Source organism: Spirochaetales bacterium (assembly GCA_016930085.1).
Lineage (GTDB): Bacteria > Spirochaetota > Spirochaetia > SZUA-6 > JAFGRV01 > JAFGHO01.
Genome location: JAFGHO010000083.1, coordinates 61,490 through 77,917 on the forward strand (window position 1 = coordinate 61,490; position 16,428 = coordinate 77,917).

General features: G+C 46.4%; 12 protein-coding genes. 9 read left to right on the forward strand and 3 right to left on the reverse strand.

Features of this window, described 5'->3' with window-relative positions; genetic code table 11:
• The first annotated feature begins 80 nt into the window (after positions 1-80).
• The 5 genes from JW881_14390 to JW881_14410 all read left to right on the forward strand — a co-directional run bounded on the left by JW881_14390 (position 81) and on the right by JW881_14410 (position 6,717).
• Positions 81-1,367, forward strand: coding sequence for an LptF/LptG family permease (locus JW881_14390; protein ID MBN1698701.1), 1,287 nt, complete (start codon positions 81-83; stop codon positions 1,365-1,367).
• Complete coding sequence (locus JW881_14395) at positions 1,364-2,443, forward strand: LptF/LptG family permease (protein MBN1698702.1); 1,080 nt, start codon at positions 1,364-1,366, stop codon at positions 2,441-2,443. Before JW881_14390 ends, JW881_14395 begins: the two co-directional genes overlap by 4 nt.
• A gap of 45 nt (positions 2,444-2,488) precedes the next feature.
• On the forward strand, positions 2,489-3,625 hold the full coding sequence (gene tgt, locus JW881_14400) for a tRNA guanosine(34) transglycosylase Tgt (GenBank protein ID MBN1698703.1): 1,137 nt from the start codon (positions 2,489-2,491) through the stop codon (positions 3,623-3,625).
• 150 nt (positions 3,626-3,775) lie between these two features.
• Positions 3,776-5,350 (forward strand): murein biosynthesis integral membrane protein MurJ, encoded by a 1,575-nt coding sequence (gene murJ, locus JW881_14405; GenBank protein MBN1698704.1) that lies wholly within the window; start codon positions 3,776-3,778, stop codon positions 5,348-5,350.
• Positions 5,347-6,717 (forward strand): HEAT repeat domain-containing protein, encoded by a 1,371-nt coding sequence (locus JW881_14410; GenBank protein ID MBN1698705.1) that lies wholly within the window; start codon positions 5,347-5,349, stop codon positions 6,715-6,717. The genes murJ and JW881_14410 overlap by 4 nt, the downstream gene beginning before the upstream one ends.
• A gap of 2 nt (positions 6,718-6,719) precedes the next feature.
• Here the strand turns inward: JW881_14410 and JW881_14415 are convergent, their stop codons facing one another.
• The 3 genes from JW881_14415 to JW881_14425 are packed head-to-tail and all read right to left on the reverse strand — an operon-like array spanning position 6,720 to position 12,047.
• Positions 6,720-8,372, reverse strand: a complete 1,653-nt coding sequence (locus JW881_14415; GenBank protein MBN1698706.1) for a VWA domain-containing protein — start codon at positions 8,370-8,372, stop codon at positions 6,720-6,722.
• A gap of 9 nt (positions 8,373-8,381) precedes the next feature.
• A complete protein-coding gene (gene greA / locus JW881_14420; GenBank protein ID MBN1698707.1) occupies positions 8,382-11,066 on the reverse strand; it encodes a transcription elongation factor GreA in 2,685 nt (894 codons plus the stop codon).
• An 18-nt stretch (positions 11,067-11,084) separates the two neighbouring features.
• Positions 11,085-12,047, reverse strand: a complete 963-nt coding sequence (locus tag JW881_14425; GenBank protein MBN1698708.1) for a tetratricopeptide repeat protein — start codon at positions 12,045-12,047, stop codon at positions 11,085-11,087.
• A gap of 383 nt (positions 12,048-12,430) precedes the next feature.
• Here JW881_14425 and JW881_14430 point away from each other — a divergent pair, with 383 nt between their 5' ends.
• The 4 genes from JW881_14430 to JW881_14445 form a co-directional block, all read left to right on the forward strand.
• Complete coding sequence (locus tag JW881_14430) at positions 12,431-13,711, forward strand: hypothetical protein (GenBank protein MBN1698709.1); 1,281 nt, start codon at positions 12,431-12,433, stop codon at positions 13,709-13,711.
• Positions 13,705-14,655, forward strand: a complete 951-nt coding sequence (locus JW881_14435) for a hypothetical protein (GenBank protein ID MBN1698710.1) — start codon at positions 13,705-13,707, stop codon at positions 14,653-14,655. The genes JW881_14430 and JW881_14435 overlap by 7 nt, the downstream gene beginning before the upstream one ends.
• A 43-nt stretch (positions 14,656-14,698) precedes the next feature.
• Positions 14,699-15,985, forward strand: coding sequence for a hypothetical protein (locus JW881_14440; protein ID MBN1698711.1), 1,287 nt, complete (start codon positions 14,699-14,701; stop codon positions 15,983-15,985).
• A gap of 198 nt (positions 15,986-16,183) precedes the next feature.
• A partial coding sequence (locus JW881_14445; GenBank protein MBN1698712.1) for a GxxExxY protein occupies positions 16,184-16,428 on the forward strand: 245 nt, incomplete at its 3' end.

Here is a 16,428-nt window from a genome sequence, read left to right on the forward strand (position 1 = left end):
GTCATTTTTGATACATTTGACAATGGACGGTGCCGAGTGTCCAATACCGATTTCGATTCATGGTTATCGATTGATGGGATATGAAAAGAAATTATAAGCACATATATCTGTATATGTTAAAGGAAATACTTGCCTCTTTTTCCGTCGCTTTCCTTTTCTTTTTTTTTATATTCTTTGTCAATTATATTCTGCTTATGGCGGAAAAAATACTCTCGAAACACGTGCCGTTTCTCGATGTCGTTGTTTTGCTCGTCTGCTATCTCCCCCAGATTATTTCACTTTCATTTCCCTTCAGCGCCCTGGTCGGCGCACTCATGGCGATCGGAAGATTTTCCTCGGATAATGAGATCCTCGCTTTCAGGGCCTCAGGTGTTTCTCTTTTCAGGTTGTTTCTTCCCGTTATCTTTATCAGCCTGATTTTTACGTTTGTCTCGTTTGTTTTCAACGATTATTTTCTTCCACTCGGTTTTATAAAGAGCAGTGAAATCTACCGGACGCTTTTTTCAAGAAATCCGGCTCTGGAACTCGAACCGTATACAGCGAAGAATTATGAGGACAAGGTCATCATAACGGGAAATGTGAAGAACAATCATATCGATGATGTCATCATCATCGACAGAACGGACGACAACAGGAAACGAATCATTACGGCAAAAGATGCGCTGCTTGTCCAGCAAAAAAAACAGGAAGGGGTTATTTCGCTTGAATTGCAGGACGTGTTCAGCCATATCACCGATATCAACGACGCCTCCGAATATGAATATGCCTTTGCCCGGCAGATGATTTACAATATTCTGGTCGCAAATATCATTACCCCCCCCTCTCTGAAACTCACGCCGCGGGAAATGACCTCCCTTGATGTCTGGCTTTCAATTGTCGAAAAAAATGAGGTCTTGAGCAGACGAAAAGTCGAACAGAAGGAGAAAGTGATCAAGCTTCTCTACGATCTCGCTCAGGAGGTTCGATATGCCGATGAGCGGGGCCGGGCCGCCGGTGACGCCTACCGCCAGCGGGAAAATAATCTCGAGAATGTGTATAATCAATTGAATCAGGAAAGGGCTAAAAAGATATCGGACCAGGATTTGCGTATGTATCTTCTGGAATTTCATAAAAAGTTTTCACATCCCTTTTCATGCGTCATTTTTATCATTTTCGCCTTTCCCGTCGGGCTCTTTGCAAGGAGAAGCGGTAAAATTGTCGGATTCGGGATCGGGGTTATCATGGCGGGCATTTATTGGGGAATGTTGTTCGTCAGCTACAGAACGGGCTACCGGGTTGATTTTTCACCCTTTCTGGTAATATGGGCGCCGAATATAATCGTATTTATCGCGGGTATCGTCATGTTCATACTGAGGTTCAAACGATGAAAACACTGCACGCGATGGTACTCCGGATATTTTTTCCGGTCTTTTTCGGCACGATATTTTTCTTTGTCTTCGTTTTTCAGCTTATGGATGTTTTTTCCAATATCGTCAGGTACCTGACGAAGGATGTCGGTATGGCTGAAATCGGATTGATCGCGCTTTATTATATTCCGAAATGTATCGTCTACTCGCTTCCCATCGGCCTTCTCTTTTCCATTACATTCACTATGGGTAATTTTTATATGAACAACGAGTTGATTTCAATATACGGGTCGGGAATCAGTCTTTACAGACTCGTGATCCCGTTTATCGTCCTATCGATTCTGTTGAGCATATTCATGTTTTTCTTTGAGGAAAAAGTCGCGATCCATACGATCAAAACCAAAAACTCCCTGTATAAACAGGCCCTCGACCTGCCCGAACCCTTAAGCGATCATAATGTAGCGGTTAAATCCGCCGACAACCGAATCGTCTATCAGGCAAATTTTTATAATGACAAACAGAAAGTTCTCTCCGGGCTTACCATTCTCATTCGGGACGCCTCATGCCGCCTCGAGAGGCGGATCGAAGCGGAAACGGCGGAATGGAACGGGACGAACTGGGAACTTCAAAAATGCAGGATATATATCTGGGATGCGGAGCGAAGGCAGTTCGATGAACAAACCGTCCAGCACATGGATGGAACCGATTTTGTGGAAAAACCGGATGTTTTTCAAAAATTGACGAGGAATATCGATGAGATGGAATATACGGACGCCTATGAATGGATCGAATCACTCAAAAAAGCGGGGAGACCATATCAGAGCGCATTGAGCGAATACTACAAGAAGTTCTCATTTTCACTTACACCGATCATCGTCGCGCTTATTTCGTGTTCCGTCGGCGGTATACTCAAAAAGAATGTCCTTCTGATGAGTCTCTTTCTTTCGATCTGTATCGTCGTCGTTTACTATGTAACCCAGATGCTTTCGATGACACTGGCAAGTTACGGATATATTCCTCCCGAGGCCGGCGCATGGAGCGCGTTCGTTATCTTCAGCGGTATCGGCATATTGTTGTTGCGCCTCACAAAAACATAGCTGTGCTGCCCCGATGATGCGGGACCATTACATGAAAGGAGACGTATCATACTCTTCACGATAACTGCAAGCGACACCATATCACATGCCAGAACGGGAATTCTCGATCTGAAACGATCTCCCGTCGAGACGCCGCTTTTCATGCCTGTCGGGACCAATGCCGCCGTCAAGGCAGTCACGAACGATGTTCTCGACGCCATGGGTATACGGCTTATCCTGAGCAATACCTATCACCTCTATCTCAGGCCGGGTGTGGAGGTAATCGGGAACGCGGGCGGACTTCACCGCTTCATGTCGTGGGATTACAATATCCTTACCGATTCGGGGGGATTCCAGGTATTTTCGCTTGCACCGTTTCGAAAAATCGAAACGGGCGGGGTCTGTTTCCGTTCCCATATCGACGGGTCGTATCACAGGCTTTCGCCCGAGGGGGTCATCGATATACAACGTGTCCTCGGAAGCGATATCATCATGCCGCTCGATATCTGTACCCCGCATGATTGCGGATTCGAGGAGGCGGAAGAGGCGGTATCGATGACGACAGCCTGGGCCGGACAGAGTAAAGAGCGATGGCGTGCCGGCGGGGGAGAAGAAACGTCACTTTTATTCGGTATCATTCAGGGAAATTTTCACAGAGACCTTCGGGAACGGAGCGCCTGCGAAATCATCTCACTCAGCTTTCCGGGTTATGCGGTCGGCGGACTTTCCGTGGGCGAGCCCTTCGAAGAGTTCAGCGAGATATTGAGATTTACGGCGGCATTGCTTCCGCACGACCGCCCGCGGTATCTTATGGGCGTGGGAACGCCGGAATACCTGCTCGAAGCGATCGGTGCCGGCTTCGATCTCTTCGACTGTGTTTTCCCGACACGGACCGCGCGGAATGCCCTGGCATTCACCTCATCCGGCCCGCTCAACATACGGCTCGAGAAAAACAAATTCGACACGCTTCCCATCGAACCCTCGTGCGGATGCTATACGTGTTCACGTTATTCACGTTCGTACCTCAGACACCTCTTCAAGACGGGGGAGATCAACGCGGCGATACTCACCTCGATTCACAATCTTTTTTTCATCAATTCATTTATCGAAAGAATTAGGGAAGAAATTAGGAAGGGAGCGTTTCTTCGATTCAAACGTGAGTTTTTAAACGCGTATGGAAAAGACCGGCGGTCGGGTGTATAATATCCGGTAAACAGATTCGGGATGTTATTGCGGATACGCACACCATCCGACAATGAAAGCATATAGACATATGACAGGATCACGGGAAAGTAACACGATGTGCTGTAGGCAGCGGGACGGCGGAAACGCTATCGGTTGAGAGGAAATACCATGAAACAGGTAAAAAAGGAAACGAAAATACAGAGGACCGGTTTTACATCGATTATCGTCATGATCTGCACGCTTACCACGAGATTATTCGGTGTGGTGAGAAACGTTCTCATCAATTATTTTTTCGGCGGGGATGGTTTCGCCGATGTATGGCACCTCGTTTTTATGGTTCCCAATAACCTGAGAAAGCTTTTTGCCGAGGGGGCTCTTTCATCGGCGTTTATTCCCGTGCTTTCTTCCGCCCTCGTTACCGATTCGACGGGCGAAAACTCGAGGAAAATATCACGAAACATATTTACATTTCAGCTGATTGTACTGATTCCGGTCGTTCTTATCGCCATTGTTTTCGCGCCGCAGATAATGAATGTTCTGGCACTTTTCCCCCGGAAGGAAAAGATGGAACTCGCGGTCACCCTTTTCAGGTGGATATTCGGATATATTCTTTTCGTCAGTATCAGTGCGATTCTCATGGGTGTATTGAACTCGCACAACATCTTTATTCCCCCCGCGATCATGCCGCTTCTTTTTTCCGTGACCGTTATCGGTTCGATAGTTCTATTTCACACGGAGTACGGGATCATGGCCATGGTTCCCGGTATTATCGCCGGGGGAATCGCGCAGATTGTTTTTCTGCTTCCCTACTATTTCCGGGAGGGGTATGATTTCAGACCTGATATTCATTTCAATAATCCCGCCTTCAGACAGGTCATGAAGCTCTGGCTGCCTATACTCGCCGCTTCATCGATATTCACGGTCAATCAGCAGGTCGCCATGATATTCGCCAGCGGACTAGAAGACGGAAGCGCGTCGGCGATCGGGAACGCCCTTGTGTTCTTTCAGCTTCCATTCGGAATGATCACGTCATCGATTTCGACCGTCCTTTTCCCCCGGATGAGCAGGCAGGCGACCCTCTCGGATACCGACGGTCTTCGTTCGACGTTCGAATACGGGCTTAATTTCATCCTTATCTTTCTTCTCCCCGCATTAGTCGGCTACTGCTTTTTGGGAAGGCATATTATCGCGCTTATTTTTCAACACGGAAAGTTCACCGTCGAAAACACACTGCTGACCTATGACGTTCTTTGGGGATATTCGCTGGGGCTTTTCAGCCTTGGGGCGTTCATGTTCTGCCAGCGTTTTTTTTATTCGTTGAAGGATTATAAAACGCCGGGAATTATTTCCCTGTTCGTCGTCGCTCTGGACATCGCCCTTTCATTCTGGCTCAAGGAAACATTTCTCCGTGTTACCGGACTCGCGGTCGCAAATTCGATCGCTTTCACCGCCGGATTTGCCGTGATGCTGGTCTGTATTCGCAAACGGCTCAAAAGGCTTGGGGGAAAACGATTGCTACGGAATCTCCTCAAGACATCTTTCGCGATGGCGATAGTGTCCGGCGTTATCATACTTTATCTTTTTCTAACATCGGGCTGCTGGACGCCGGGCAACTCCCCGATCAACGGGCTTCTTGTCACTGGTGCCGTCATTGCTGCGGCCGGCGTCACTTTTTTCCTTTATTATATTACCGGAATAGACATTTTCCGGGGAATTCTCAAAGAAAGGTTCAGGATACGATGAAAGTGAGAAATATCATGATAACAGCCGTCTGTTTTTGTCTCGTTACGGGGATACTTTCCGGAGACGACAATGGAGGCGCGGGTGAGTCCGGCAGTGGGAAGAAGGAGAAATCCGTCATCGACGAATGGCGCGATACCCTCCTTTACGGTATATCCGATGAGATACTCAAGGTGATCGAAAGTATCGAGGATGCCCGCCTGACATCCCTCAATCCTGAACTGGTGGCCGTGTGCGCTGAATCCGTGGATACCGACGTTCGAAAGGCGATTCTTTACTATTTTGTCGATATTTCATACAGGGGGGCCGAATCAGTGGCGCTGGCACTCCTCGCCGAATCGGACGACCTCGACAATAAACTCGTTATCGCGCTTCTGGATTATTGCGCCGCGATCAATGCACCGGGCCTCGCGGATATGATCGAATCATTTGTCACCCATTCGGATGATATGATCGCGACAACGGCGATTATCGCGATCGGGACCATGGGCGACAGGTCAAAGGCCGAATATCTCATCGAACGGTTCAAAGACGATGAATATCCGGAAAAACGGAAGTCGACGATCATAAGGGTATTGGGCACACTGAAAACCGAGGCGGCTGTTCCCATGCTCCTCGATATCGTCGAAGACACATATTCGGAGAAGATGTGGCGAATGTACGCGTGCGAAGCGCTTGGAAACATCGGGGATGAGGAGGCGATTCCGGTCCTGAAAAAGGCCTTTTCGGAGAACGACGCGCTGCTCAAAGCGTATTCGGCTTCGGCCCTCGCTTCATTCGACCTCGAAGACGTCATCGATCTCCTCATACAGGGACTCAAGGATTCAAACGCGAAGGTACGTCTTCACTGCGCGCGGGCTCTTGCAAGCAAGGACGCCGGAAAGGCGGTCGATATCCTCATCTATAAAGTGAAAAAGGACCCCGATCCTTCGGTCAGAGAGGCTGCCGTGACGTCTTTAGGGGTAATCGGAAGCGGAAAATGTTACTCATTTCTTCGAGACGTCTATCTAAAACCGAATGAAAATCTCTCGTTGAGGGAGACGTGCCTCAAAACCCTTCTGGAACATGATGTGGACGGTGTGCTTTCGAGTATTATGAAGCTGCTGGAAAGGGACTGGTCGAACAGGGCTTCCGAAACAAAAGCGTTTCAAATGACGGCAAGGGTCTGTTCGACGAAAAAAGCGAAGCAGCTGAAACCTGTCTACGCCAAGCTGATTACCCATCCGCTCGATGCCATTCGCGTCTACGGAATTCGGGGAATTGCCGCAAACAACCTGAAAGAACTCAGGAGCGTGATAGAGAAACTCTCGAAGGAAGATCCGGTGTACGTTGTACGAAAGGAAGCATTGACCGCGCTTGAAATGCTCTAGATCTATTGTTCGACGGAATGAAGAATTCTGTTCAGCTTGAGAAGCGGCGATTCATACCTGGTAAAGACGAGATATGTACGGTAATTATGGGACGACACAAGCGGAATTTCCTTGTTCAGGCAGTTTTTGACGGGCCCCGAAAGGTCGGGAAATAACTCTTCCCTGATCGGGGTAAAAACATAGACCCCGTTTTCGCAGCTGATTTCGGCGATATGTGAGGGAACCGGGATGAGGAACACGAGAAACGATGAAAGTCCGCCGCCAACCGAAAGTCGTTTGTTTTCATCGATTTTATGGATATTCCTGAATCCGATATGGGGGTTTTGAAAACTCACCCTCATTTCGATAAGGGTATCTCCCTCGATGAATCCCGGTTTTGCACGCTCTCCCCATTCAGCAGGCCGGATAAAATCACTGAATATTCCTTCGAAAATCCTCTTGCGGATAAACACGAAGAGAATCACGAGCAGCGCGATAATAATCAGGATAATCAGGATGCATTGAAAATTTTCGATTACAAAGGGCATGAAGTTGACCCCGACATCACCGGTATAATAAAAACCGATAACCCCTTCGCGGGGAGAGATTCTATTGTCGTCCCCGAAGGTAAGACTAATCGGTAGCTCGGCGGGCCCTTTCGGGAAATCGGGGGGCAGTTTTATTCGTACCCGAAAAGGAACGCGGGTGTTTGCGGGAACCCTTTTCGGGGAGACGGAACCGTGTAGAATATTCCTGCCGTGCGTTTCCAGGGAGACGAGTTTGATAATGATATCGCGATGCTGGAAATTTTCTATATGAAACGGAATGGCGATGATTGTTCCCTGTCTGCCGAGATCCCCGGGAAACTCGAGACGGGGGAATCCACCGGATTTATACGGGAGGTCCGACTTTTCTTCTTTATTATAATCGACGATCGTCGAATCGGTATTATCCGAAAAAATATCCAGTATCGAATCGTCGCCTTTTATTTTTTCGTCGCCACCCTCCGTGTCCCCGGAAGGTTCGGGGCGAACTTTCGTTTCGTCTCCCGTATCGTCCCGGGTGCCGGATGCGACGTGTTCGCGGTCTTTCACCACCTCATCGCTTTTTTGCACGTCAACCGCTGTACCGTTCAGCGGAATGCGGAGAATATGGACACTCCAGCCGTTTTTTCTGATGATCGATTGGGCGTATTTCTTTACCTCGGCTTTGACACTTTCGGGGTCCATATGCGCGAACCGGCTTTCGGGCGGAGGTTCATGGATGCCGTCGGTGAGAAGCAGCATTTTCTTGTTGTTTTGCGTCGTAAGGCCTTCGGCGTATTCGATGGTGAATCGGATCGCCTCGACCAGGTCCGTATACCTTCCGAAAAGCAGCTTCTGCTTGAGAAAGTAAAGCTCCCTTTCGATCGCCTTTATCGATTCGGTGCCGGTAATGGTCTGGGTCATTTCATGGACAGGCCGGTCGGAAAACCGTATAAGATGGAACACATCACCTTTCTGGAGATTCTTTTCGATGATCCCGGTGATGAGAAAATGCACAAGATCATCGAAATACGCTTCCATGCTTTCCGACGTATCGACCATGATAATGAGGTCGAGGGGGATTGCGCCGACGGCGACGGAAACGGACAGGAGGATGACAACATATACGATAATAATGTAATTTCTCCTCATCGTACCTCCCTATCTGGCTTTATCGATATTACTCACCACGTAATGAAACTCAAGATCGTTGATGCTGAATTTCAGTTCGTCCGATTCTGAATGATTATAGATTTCCATTCCCAACGGGGAGAGGTATGAGATAATATTCTGTGAGGGGTTTGATTCCCATGGTCCGAGGATGGTATATTCCTCTGTGTCATTCGTTTTAAGGTTCATTAATTTCACCTTTGTACCGAACGATATCGACTTCGTATCGATCTGGTTTTCATCAAAAATTTGGGCGTTCCGCAGCTCATCCTGAAGCTTTGTGCAGCGTGAGTTGAGCAATTCCTGTTTTTCGAGCGCTGCCTTGTATTCGGCATTTTCCCTGAGATCGCCCTTGCTCATCGCCACCCCGATTTCATCAGAGTTTTTGGGTACTTCGACTTCGAGCAGGTGTTTGAGTTCCTTCTGTTTTTGGGTGTAGCTTTCCTTTGTGACCAGAATTTTTCGCTTGGTTTTCACTTTTTCGATGACCGGTTCGCCGAGGAATTTGAAATCGGGATATTTTTCCTTTATATGATGCCGCAATTGTATTTTAAGAGACGGATCCAGCTCCTTTATATCATCGACCAGGGTATAGAGTCTGGTAATCGATTCCTCGTCCGAAGTCATGAGATAATTGATGAGTTTGCTTTCGGTAAAGAGAAAATCGAAAATCTGTTTGTTGATTTTTCTGTTGAGGCTTACATCACGGCGGTTGTTGATTTCGCGAAAGGAGATGTCGAGAAGGTGTACCATACAAATAAGAAGTTTTTCGATATTGAATCCGAATTCGGCAAACCACGGTTCATCGCTGATCGTTTTTACGAGCCAGACAAAAGATTCCCTGTACTCCTTGTAATGATTGAGCGCGGCCTGAAAGAGTTCCTTTAATTTATCCGTCTTGTTATTGCTTACAAGTTCATCGATAATGAACTTGGTTTGATGTTGATGAAACAGACTGATATAAATATCGTCCCATGAATCGATATATTTTTTTACGTAGACGAGAAAATCCTTTTTGAGTTCCGCATCATCGATTTTTGAAAAAATACCGTTCACCTCCTCTATTTTCGAAAAGAGATCTTTGAAATTGTAATCGAAGCCGGGATTCAGATACGGATATTGCTGGATGACACGTTGAATGAGCAGATAACTCGATATGACGAGTTCCGTGACGGACGAAAATGATTTGCAAAATCCGGTAAAATACGCAAGCATTTCACCGAAAAAATCGGAATCGGGTTCGGCGTGTTTGATAAAATCCTGAATCGTTTTCAACCGCTGAAAGAAATTCTTTTCCGCCTTGAATTTGTTGAATGTCTTCTCCTCAAAGGAGATGGGCGTTTCCCTCACCTCGAAAAGATCGAGGGTGTCGGGGAGGTTGCCGAAGTAGGGATTCGTTTTAAGATTTTTCCGCGCTTCGCTGTTCCATTTCGACCATTCGGAAGGTGTGAGGATGTCGGGGACGAGTTCGCTTTTGATTTTCTTGATCGATGCGACATTGTCGAAGCTGTTTATGATTATTTTCAGGGCCCATGGGATATCATCGATGATCCGTTTTTTCAATTCCTTGTGATCCATCGTCGCCTTGAGTACCCAGATATGTTCGTTCCCGAGATTCTTGAGTGCGGAGACCGCCATTTTCAGGGACATTTTGTGATTCGGTTTATTGGGGAAATCAATGAAAAAGATGTCATTTTTAATACTGGCTATTTTACCGATACCCCAGCTTCGGTGAAAGACATAGTTGCCTTCATCGAATGAAATATGTTTTTCGAAATCATTGATGGCGTCGTGAATATTTCTCCAGTTTTGATTGAGGTTTGATATCCGTATATATTCCTGTAACTGGCTGTGGTTCTTGAATTTTTCCTTGTAGCAGGCGACAATTTCCTTCCGTGCGCTGAAGTTTTTCGGTTCGTATTTGACGATCAATTTCAATATTTTAAGCATAATATCCCAGTCCCCCTTCTCCTTGTAATAGGGGAGGATACCGGAGAGCAAAAACGCCGATTTCTCTCCGCTGAACGCCTTCGCGATTTTTTTTTCGATATGAAAGTAGAAATCGATGTCGTCGGGCGAGTACTCGACGAGGCGTGACCAGATTTCCTTCACATTGGAAAACATATTCTTGTTGATGAATCGATAGAGGGCTTTTTTATAATAATTGATCGCTTCCTCGATATTGTTTCCTTCTTCTTTTTTCTGCGCGAGAAGCCTGACGATCTCCGCCTCTTCGAAATCGACCAGAATGAGCTTTTCCCACACATCGTACTTTTTATCATCCTGACTGGTATTGATATAGCATTCGGAGAGTGTTCTGAGTGCGTATTTATTCGCACCGAACTCCAGGATGCGTTTACAGAGAAACTCGACAATATTCCATTTATGATTGTCGTAGAAAATGCTGATAAGCATGATAAGATGGGAATCATCGACCATATGCTGCCTTAGGGAAAGAACACCCGAAATATATAGTCCGATAATACTGTTTTTTGCGTGTACGAGATGTTCATCGCATATGTCCTTGATTTCCCTTTTGACTTCTTCCGAATCCGCCTTATCGATGAGAACATCGAGTTCCTTGAAATTGTTTATCGTGTAACTGTTGAGTGTTGCCCGTGTCCATTTTTCCTTGTTGAGCAGTTCATTAATTACTTTCACCATATTCTCTGCCATCTTTATTATACCATCCTTTTATTGAATATATTCGTTATAAATAGCCGGGTCCAGAAGCCTGATTTTCCGGAGTACCTCATCGATTTTCGACTGATCGTCACCGGTCGTGATAAAGTGATCGATCAACCAGAAATAATGATTCAGCAGCCTTGGTTTTTTTTCTATTACCGCTTCCGGCCGTTCCTGCACCTCTTTTTCCAGATTATATATCGATTGCTTGAGTTTTCCCAACTCAAGAGGTCGGAGTTCCCGAGTAATACTGAACAGTCCGAAAATCGTTCCGAAAACACCCACCCATTCGGAGATTTCATCTTCGGGTATGTCCCGTTCCCTGATTTTATCAAGGAGTTTTTGAATCATGCCCGCCTCAATCGCCTGAAGGTTGATGCGGGAAGGATCGATAAAAAAGGCCTCTCTGAATAGTGCCTTGGCATTCCTCGTTTCATTGATGAGGGAATAGCAGTCGGCGAGTTCGGCAATGATATCGGCTGAACCGACTATTTGCTGATTGGCAATGCCGAGATATTCGATCGCCTTGTCATAATCACCGATAACCTTGTAACATCGTCCTATTTTCAAAAGTAATTCGGGGTCGGGAAGCCCCGACCTATGAAAAATATCCAGAAAACATTGCAGGGCATGACCGAAAACATACTGTTTCACATTATAGATGCAATGTTCGGATGTCTCTCCGACCTGCGCCAAAAAAATGGAAAACAACTCCCATTGTGCGAACAGAAACTCTCCCTGTTCGTACGTCCCCGTTATACCATCCAATCGTTCCTTTCTTTCCTGCCAGAAGGTTGCGCACTTGAGAGCAGCGGTCACTCCGAAATACTCAAAATCGATTTTGAGGGCCTCTTCCAGAAGGTCTATCGCTTCTTCAAAATGACCCTCCCTGAAATGATTAAAAACCCTATTGAGAATCCTGGAAATTTCTTCGTTTTTTCCAGAGATCTGTTTATCTGTTTTCCCTTGCAATAAGGTCACCCTGTTATGAATGTTTGCCATAAAAAAGAACGTTCGTCAATTGGAATATAGCACGATACGCATGGAACTGTCCAGTGACGAATCCAAAGATATTCCCTAAAATACTATTTTTTGGCGGGAATGTCATTATAAAGTCGCGATTATGCTCTCCCTGCTTGATTTGCGGAGATAAATGGTATAAATTTATACACAGGGGAAAAGAATTCGGTGATTGTCGAGGTCTATGTCTGAATCGATTAATTTCCCGGCCAAAGAAGGGACGTTACCGTTTTTTCCCCGCGCGCGACGTTGAATGGTTCTTGAATTTCTTGTCGTATCGTGTATAGTGAGGGATATAGATTCTTTACTATTTTACGAAAGAACAAGGAGCGACATTGAAGGCTAACATAGTATTATTGGCGACATGGCTGTTATTCTCCGCACTTGTGTGTTTCTGCGCGGAAGGACCGGAAAACGGGATTGCTGAAAGAAAAATATGCGTGTTCGATCTTCAGCAGATCGGAGATAGGTCCGCGAAAGACGCGGAGATATTCGGATCCGTCATAAAAAAAACCCTGGTTTTTGAATTGAAAGTCGCGGGTTTTACCGTTCTGGATGATGCGTTGTGGAAACAAAAACAGCGAAGCGAAGGGATAAGAAACGATGACCTCATTGAAGGAAACGCCGTTTTTAAACTCGGAGAAATGATTCAGGCGAACGTCGTTATCAGCGGTTTTTTTACGATCGAGGATGAGCGTATTCTTTTCGGCATCAAGTGCTATGATTTGTGGAGTAAACGCCTCGCGGTATCGGTTTTGAAAAGCGGCAGGGCGGGGGTTTCGGCGACCAGTCTGATCAATTCGGCGGTCGAGGAAATAATCCCCAAAATAAAGAAGGAACTGGAATCGTATACCGTGTCGGAGGGAACGGTCTCAAAGGAAGTGGTCGTGTACGAGGATGTCACCTTCAAGGAAATGCAGGAAATGGGTAAACGGATCGCGGTCACCCTCAAATCCGTCGACGAGGACGCCTATATTTTCCTTGCCGACACCTATATCGGCCGTATTACCGATGGTGAGTGCCTCATCGAGACAAAGGCGAACTCGACACTCCATATCGGTATGATAAAAGAGGGCTACCATATGAGTGACCTCGAAATAGGGCTCGAAGACGAGGATGCGGAAATACACGTGAAAAAACTCGCAAAAAAAACCGTATTCGCCACCGATATCCAGTACACCTTTTTTCAGTTTCTGGGTGCTGGTTTGGGAATCCGCTACTATATAATTCCCGACTGGTTTTTCCTTCATGCCAATAATTATTTTTACATGCAGGCAGGATATCAGCCGGGTTCCTGGTCGATTTTTCATAACGATCTGAATTTCATCCTGGGCGGCTATGTTTATTTTCCGCCGGATTTCATATTCAGGGTAAGCCTGTACACCGGGCTCGGCTTTGTCTTCTCCTTTCATACCGCTCCTGATTTTCCGGTCTACACGAGTTATTACTGGGATATTCTGGGGGGATTCGTCGAACTCAATCTCGAGGATATCATCATCTATGTCAAAGAGGGGGGACGGTTTTACCAGGATATTTTTTCGAACAGTTTGAGGCCGGACGGATGGAACCGGCCGTGGGCGGTAACGCTTTCGATAGGAGTGATGATGAAATGGTAAGATACCATGTATTTTTCGTTTTGCTATTAATCTCGTTTTTTTCATGCGAGCTTCTCTTTCAGACCCCGTTTCCGGATGAACTCGTCCTCATGGGGGACTCCGTTCCGCTGGAAGATTACCTGGGACGGTTTTACGAAAGCCGCATCCATTCGTTCAACAATTATGTTTTCCTGACGATCAACGAGGACGACGAGGCGGACAAATGCTTTGTCTTTACAGATGAACTCGGCTTTGATGACGGCATGATTTTTGACGGAAAGTTCGATACCTTTGCGACGATCGATATGAATTTGAACTTTGTCATCGGGAATATATATTTTGACAAAGGTAATATGAGTGAAGCCCTGCCATTGCCCGATCTCGGCGCGAGCGGTGCACCTTATGATCCCGGCCATCCCTCGAACTGGGGATTTTCAAATGGGGTATTTAATTTTTACCTCTGGAGTGACGATAACACCGGCATGGTGAGGTATCTTACGTTCGATTCGGGCTGGTACGTTTACAGTCCGGCGGATCCCGCGGATTATACGGGATTTCCCGGCGACTGCCGCCTGGAATCTCTGGCGTTCGATCAGTATGATGGACCGCGGGTTTTTCTTTTCTTCCAGAGTGACGATAACGGGCCGCATACCGTTTATATCTATACGATACCCATGGGGAATTTTTTTACCGATAATAACGGTCAAAGTAAAGCGGTTGATTATACCGGCTATGTCGAGGTCCATGACGTGGACGTCGAGCATTTTTTCTATACAAGAGCCGGGTTTATCCTGAAGGAACACGACGGTACCTATCTGCGCGTCGGATTCGACGGAAAGATTCTCGATGAGATGAGAACGTCAATGTCCGACATCGCAGAAGCATACGACATCGATGGGGAGAACCGGTATATATTCAGTCCCGCTTTGAAGCGTATCGCGAGGACGGCCCCGTGGTGGAAATAACGAAGGGGAAGCAAAAAGTAAGGAGACGGCCCGGAACGGGTGAATGGAGACGATGATGAATGTCACAAGACGCCTCATGCTATGCGTGTGCTGCTTTATCGCAGTGAATGTGTTCGGTGTGGAAGAAATCGCGACGGTTCCCCGGCAACTCAAGATTTTTTTTACCGTAAGCGGGGACGTGACGGAGGATGAAAAAAATATTTTTCTTCAAACACTGCTTATCAAGTTATCCGAAGACAGCGATATCAATCTCATCGAACCGGTCGTCGAGCGGTCCCTTTCGCCTTCCGAAAAAACGGACCGCTCGAGGGAATCGGGCGCCGATTGCTGGCTGTCCGCCGATATAAACGCCTCCGGAGAAAAAGTGGCGGTTACCTATTCTTCCTATGATATCCGAAACGGAACATTCGTTTTCGAGGACAAGAAATACGAGAAAATCAGAACAATTCCCAACCTCTCGCGTATATTATGGAGAAATGTCCTGGTCGATGTCGCCGAGCAGTACAGCGCGATCACCCAGCCCGTCGAAGTAAAGGAAATCGTCAAATACAACCCGGGCATAAAAGAGGTCGTCGAAGAACAGGGGGTCAAGGTCGTTTTCGAAGCGAAGCCGGGGACGGTCATCTACGGAAACGGTATAGAAAAAGTAACGGTCGATGAAACGGGCCTGGCTAAGGTCGAATGCAGTCAGATGGAGACCTACAAGATCAGGGCAGAACATTCGGGGTATTATCCACTCGAGAAAAATTTTTATGTCGAGACTCAGCCTGTCAAAGTGGTCCTCGATCAGAAGAAGGCGTCACAGTTCGCTTTCGACCTCTATTTCGAACAATTCGACTATTTCGGGGGAGGGTTTCTTTATTATATCATTCCCAATTATTTATATACCGAACTGGAGACGACATTGTTTTTCAAGAAAATTTTCTGGCCAGTCGAAAAGGACGGCGTGAATTGGGAAGCCCCGCTCATGCATGTCTTTCTTTCACTCGGCTATTATCTCAACAAAGAGGATTCCCTGTTTCGTCTCGCAGTCGAGACCGGCGTTTTCTTCCGCCTTTTTTTTCATGAAGACCTTTTTATCTCACTCGACGGGCTTTCCGGTATGGGTCTTAAATTGTGCGGCGTTCACCTGGAAGTATCGAGTTTTCCGAAACTCAGGTTTTTTTACGACCACAATATCATGTTGTTTTTTACCGATTATCCGGACCTCATGAGAACGGCGATCGTCGGATCATCGAATGACGACGGAATGCTATTCGGTTATCTTTTCGCCGAGAAGTTCGTGATGGACTTTCTCAATTTTAGAATCGGCGTACGGTTTATCCTGTAGCGAGTCGCGGCCATCACCGCATTTACCGTCTTCCTTGCCTCCGACTGTTTCTTTTATACCGCCTGTGCGACCCCGGCAATTCCCGGTGAGTTTTATTTCGCACAAGATTTTCTAAAAATACACAATACAATCTACTTTGCCACAATATTTTTAGAAAAAAAAGATTGCTCGGTTTTGAAAATTATCAGGAGGTATTCCATGTCTGAACTTGTTTACCAAGAACTTTCAGATCAAGTTCTTGGTGCCGCCTTCACTGTGCATTCTACACTCGGTCCGGGTTTGATGGAAAACCTTTACCATAACGCAATGTGTATAGAATTAAAGGGAAGACACATAAGCTATGAGAGTCAAAGTCCATTCCCGGTATTCTACAAAGGTAAAAACATTGGTATTTTTTACGCCGATTTAGTCATCGAAAAGAAAATTATTGTAGAATTAAAAGC